5 protein-coding genes are annotated in these 4,710 nt (G+C 38.8%); 4 read left to right on the top strand and 1 reads right to left on the bottom strand.

The genetic code is table 11. The features are described from left to right. Positions 1 to 305 (bottom strand): stress response translation initiation inhibitor YciH (gene yciH / locus AC4GME_RS16895; protein ID WP_490379842.1); only part of this gene is annotated, 305 nt, incomplete at its 3' end. A gap of 168 nt (positions 306 to 473) precedes the next feature. Between yciH and AC4GME_RS16890 the strand changes: the two genes are divergently transcribed. The 4 genes from AC4GME_RS16890 to rlmN all read left to right on the top strand — a co-directional run bounded on the left by AC4GME_RS16890 (position 474) and on the right by rlmN (position 4,451). Beyond that, a complete protein-coding gene (locus AC4GME_RS16890) occupies positions 474 to 704 on the top strand; it encodes a FeoA family protein (protein WP_490376390.1) in 231 nt (76 codons plus the stop codon). After that, positions 701 to 2,989, top strand: coding sequence for a Fe(2+) transporter permease subunit FeoB (gene feoB / locus AC4GME_RS16885; RefSeq protein ID WP_490376391.1), 2,289 nt, complete (start codon positions 701 to 703; stop codon positions 2,987 to 2,989). The genes AC4GME_RS16890 and feoB overlap by 4 nt, the downstream gene beginning before the upstream one ends. Beyond that, positions 2,986 to 3,216, top strand: coding sequence for a FeoC-like transcriptional regulator (locus AC4GME_RS16880; protein WP_490376392.1), 231 nt, complete (start codon positions 2,986 to 2,988; stop codon positions 3,214 to 3,216). The genes feoB and AC4GME_RS16880 overlap by 4 nt, the downstream gene beginning before the upstream one ends. Positions 3,217 to 3,332: 116 nt before the next feature. Continuing rightward, the gene (gene rlmN / locus AC4GME_RS16875; RefSeq protein ID WP_490376393.1) at positions 3,333 to 4,451 is read left to right on the top strand and encodes a dual-specificity RNA methyltransferase RlmN; all 1,119 of its coding nucleotides are present in this window, start codon (positions 3,333 to 3,335) and stop codon (positions 4,449 to 4,451) included. Positions 4,452 to 4,710: the final 259 nt, after the last annotated feature.

Genomic DNA, 4,710 nt, shown 5'->3' with positions numbered 1-4,710 from the left:
GTATAGCCTTTTTTCTCCAAAAGAGTTTTCACAATTTCGCGTTGATCGCCCTGAATTTCAATAACGAAATCTTTGACACTACCGCCAGTGCCTGTGCGCTTTTTTATCTCTTTAGCAAGTGCTTTAAGCGCTTTTTCGTCAAGTTGCAATCCTTTAATTAGGATAACACCTTTACCTTTACGGCCTTTAGTTTCACGATGAATGCGAACAATACCATCACCTTCAGGAGCACTTTTTTTATCGACAGGTTGATCGATTTTTCCACCATCTGTGGAGTAGACAAGATTAAGATCGCTGAAGTCCATATTTTCTTCCAGTAGTAATTTTTTCTTAGTTTAACAGAGAGTCATTAAATCTCGCACCACAAGATTGATTTAAAACATTGTATAACCCTACTTTTTGATTTATTATTAAATGCAAATGAGAATGATTAACAATTGGCTTGGGTGGCAATTTTAGAAACGGAGTTACAGATGGTTTTATCAGAGCTTAAAGTTGGACAAAGAGCGAATATTGTCAATATGCACGATATGGAACCTGTTATGCGTAAAAAACTGCTTAATTTAGGTTTTTTACCAAAAGCTCAAATTGAACTATTACGTTTAGCCCCCATGGGTGATCCCGTTGCAATTCGTTGCGCCAATAGCAGTATTGCCCTGCGCAAATCATTAATTAGTAAAATCAAGGTGGAGTTAATTGCGTGAGTTTGTCTATAGCCACAATCGGTAATCCTAATTCGGGAAAAACTACATTATTTAATGTGTTAACTGGTGCTAATCAACATGTTGGCAACTGGAGCGGTGTAACGGTTGAGAAGAAAACCGGTTATTTTACGTTAAATGATAAAACTGATGTTCAGGTTATTGATCTGCCGGGTATTTACAGCCTTGATTATGATGCAGACGGGAGCTCGCTTGATGAACGTGTGGCGTTTGACTACATTATGCAAAATAGCCCGGATCTGATTGTTAATGTTATCGATGCAAGCTGCTTAGAGCGTAGCTTATACTTAACTTTGCAGCTTAAAGAGCTGGGGTTGCCAGTTATTGCTGTTATTAATAAAATGGATCTGGCGCTGAAAAAGCAGTTAGTGATTAATGAAAAAGCATTGGCAAAAGGGCTTGGTTGTCCGGTTATTAGTTTATCTACGCATAATAAAAAATCGGTAGAAAAGTTAACATCGCAGTTAGTGACATTAAAGCAGCAAAAGTTAAGCGAACCAATTGCTCTAAATTACGGTGATATCTTAAATCCACTGATTGAAAAGGGCGCTACTTTATTAGATGCCGTTAGCCATCATTTGCAAAACAGGGCGTTGGCTATTAAGTTATTGGAAAATGATCAAAGCATATTGAAACTGTTAGATGAACCGCAGCAAACAGAGTTTTTACAAGAAAAACAAAAAATAGAGCTCGGTGTAGATTCTGATATCGATTTGCAAATTGCTGACACACGCTACAGTTTTATCTATCAGCTTGTACAGCATTCAGTGCGTTTACAAGGTTTATTAGGCCGTTCAATTTCTGAAAAAATTGATGCCTTGGTAATGAATCGTTTTACCGGCATTCCTTTCTTTTTATTGGTTATGTACCTGATGTTTATGTTTTCAATTAACATAGGTAGTGCATTTATTGATTTCTTTGATATTACTGCAGGTGCTATCTTTGTTGATGGCAGTGCGCAATTGTTATCTTCTATTTCTGCACCTGAATGGTTAATTAATATATTAGCCTATGGTGTCGGTAACGGTATTCAAACCGTAATGACCTTTATTCCTGTTATCGGTTGTTTATATCTTTTTTTGGCTGTATTAGAAAGCTCTGGCTATTTAGCGCGTGCTGCATTTGTTATTGATAAAGCGATGCAGTGGATAGGGTTACCAGGTAAATCTTTTGTACCTATGATTGTTGGTTTTGGTTGTACTGTGCCGGCAGTGATGGCTGCAAGAACGCTTGACAAAGAGCGTGAGCGCTTGTTAACTGTGGTGATGTCACCGTTTATGTCATGTGGTGCCCGTTTACCTGTATATGCTCTGTTTGCCAGTGCCTTTTTCCCTGAAAATGGCCAGAATATTGTATTTTCACTGTATTTGATTGGTATTTTAGTGGCGGTGATAACAGGGTTTGTTTTAAGCCGTACTTTATTGCCCGGTAAAAGTGACAGCCTATTTTTAGAGTTACCTGATTATGAGTTTCCAACACTGCGCAATACCTTGATCAAAACGTGGCAAAAGCTTAAAGGATTTGTTTTTGGGGCTGGGCAAACCATAGTTTTGGTGGTGACCTTATTAAATATTATTAACTCTGTTGGTATCGATGGAAGTTTTGGTCACCAAGATAGTGAGCAATCATTACTGAGTCAAGGTGCGCAAATTATTACACCGGTATTATCTCCTCTGGGTATAAACCAAGACAATTGGCCGGCTACGGTGGGCATTGTTACAGGCCTGTTTGCTAAAGAAGCTGTGGTTGGTACCTTAAATAATCTCTATTCGACGCAACAAATAGAAGATCAAGTCGAGTTAACTCTGCTTCAGAAGTTAAATTCAGCACTACAAACGGTTCCTGAAAACTTATTAGGAATTAATGTCAGCGATCCATTAGGCCTCGATTTAGGTGAAGTTGCAGATTTAACTCTGGCTGCTGAAGAGCAGGGGGTTGATCTGACGATTTATAGTAATATTCAAAAAGCATTTGTCAGTAAAGAAGCGGCTTTTGCTTACCTGTTATTTATTTTGTTATACGCACCATGTGCGGCTGCAATGGGCGCAATTGTTAATGAAGTTGGCGCTAATTGGGCTCGCTTTATTGCCTTATGGACAACCGCCGTGGCTTATATTGTTTCGGTTTCTTATTACCAAATTGCCACATTTTCAATGCAAACTGCGAGTAATCTTATCTATTTAGTTTTTGCCGTGCTGATAATTTTAGCTGTGTTATACCTGTTAAAACGCAAAGGTAATGTACTGGCTGAGCAGGGGGCATTATGATTTTACAATCAATAACTGATTACGTGAAACAGGCTGGCCGTATTGAAGAGAAGAAACTGCTTAAACATTTTCACTTAAGCTGTGAAGGTCTTGCGCCAATGATGGCTGTGTTATTGAAACGTGGGAAAATCCAAAAAACAGTTAATCAACGTGGTGATAAACTACCTCCTGAAATTTTTTATAGTTGGAGTGAAATAGCACAAATACCAACACTTACAGTTGTTTAAACAGGTACACGGTGTCTCTTTATGAGTAACCGTTTTTCTTTGACTAGCTATATCCGTATAACCTTTGTACAATCCCCCCCCTAATTTTTTGCCCCTTTTGTTGTAACGAGGCTTTCATGAGTAATAAAAAAGTAAACCTATTAGATTTAAACCGAGAAGGTTTACGTGCGTTTTTTGTCGAATTGGGCGAAAAACCATTTCGTGCAGAGCAAGTGATGAAATGGATTTACCATTTCGGTTGTGATGATTTTGATTTAATGAGTAACATTAATAAGAAACTGCGTGAAAAATTAAAACAGTGTGCAGAGATTGTCGCGCCTGAAGTAAAAGTTGAACAACGCAGCAGTGACGGCACGATCAAGTGGGCGATGACTGTTGGCGATCAAGAAGTTGAAGCGGTTTATATCCCGGAAAAAGAGCGTGCTACCCTGTGTGTTTCCTCACAAGTTGGCTGCGCACTGGAATGTAATTTCTGCTCTACGGCACAACAAGGTTTTAACCGTAATTTAACGGTTTCGGAAATTATTGGCCAAGTTTGGCGAGCAGCTAAAATTATTGGCGTAATGGGAGAAAGCGGTAAACGTCCAATTACCAATGTCGTGATGATGGGCATGGGTGAGCCATTATTAAATCTCAATAATGTTATTCCAGCAATGGAATTGATGCTAGATGATTTTGGTTATGCGCTTTCCAAGCGCCGTGTGACCATTTCAACATCTGGCGTTGTACCTGCTTTAGATATCTTAGGTGATCGTATCGATGTTGCTTTAGCTATCTCATTACATGCATCCAATGACAAATTGCGCTCTGAAATGATGCCGATTAATGATAAATATAATATTGCTGATTTCTTAGCGGGTGTAAAACGTTATATCGAAAAATCTAATGCTAATCGCGGCAAGGTGACGGTTGAGTATTTATTGCTTGACCATTACAACGATTCAACCGATCAAGCACATGAACTTGCACATCTCCTGAAAGATACGCCGTGCAAAATCAACCTTATTCCATTTAACCCATTCCCTGGTAACGATTACGGTAAACCAAGTAACAGTCGTGTAGATCGTTTTAATAAAGTGTTAATGGAATATGGTTACACTGTTATTGTACGTAAAACACGTGGTGATGATATTGATGCAGCCTGTGGTCAGTTGGTCGGGGATGTTATCGACAGAACTAAACGTACTATGAAAAAACGTGAAAAGGGCGAAAATATCGCAGTCACTGCACTCTAATCAATTAGTTTAAATAAAAACTGCGCATATAATATACCTAAGCTACCTGAATTTGCATCTCCAAGTGGTTTGGGTATATACCCATGTTACTTCAAGATGCAAAATCAGCAAGCCAAATTGTACTTAGATGCTAGGCATAAAATTGAAGTATAGTTGTTCTACATTGAGATTTTATAACGACGCAGATGAGTGCAATTTGGCTTGCCCTGCGGGGGCTCAGCTCGAAAACCAGTATTGCGTTACAGCATTCGATAAGGGA

Source organism: Psychromonas sp. (assembly GCF_983033635.1).
This window is presented reverse-complemented; position numbering and strand designations above follow the sequence as displayed.

Bases quoted from the DNA above. Each gene is read 5' to 3' on its own strand.
- AC4GME_RS16890 (WP_490376390.1), top strand. From the start codon at position 474: ATGGTTTTATCAGAGCTTAAAGTTGGACAAAGAGCGAATATTGTCAAT.
- AC4GME_RS16880 (WP_490376392.1), top strand. From the start codon at position 2,986: ATGATTTTACAATCAATAACTGATTACGTGAAACAGGCTGGCCGTATT.
- rlmN (WP_490376393.1), top strand. From the start codon at position 3,333: ATGAGTAATAAAAAAGTAAACCTATTAGATTTAAACCGAGAAGGTTTA.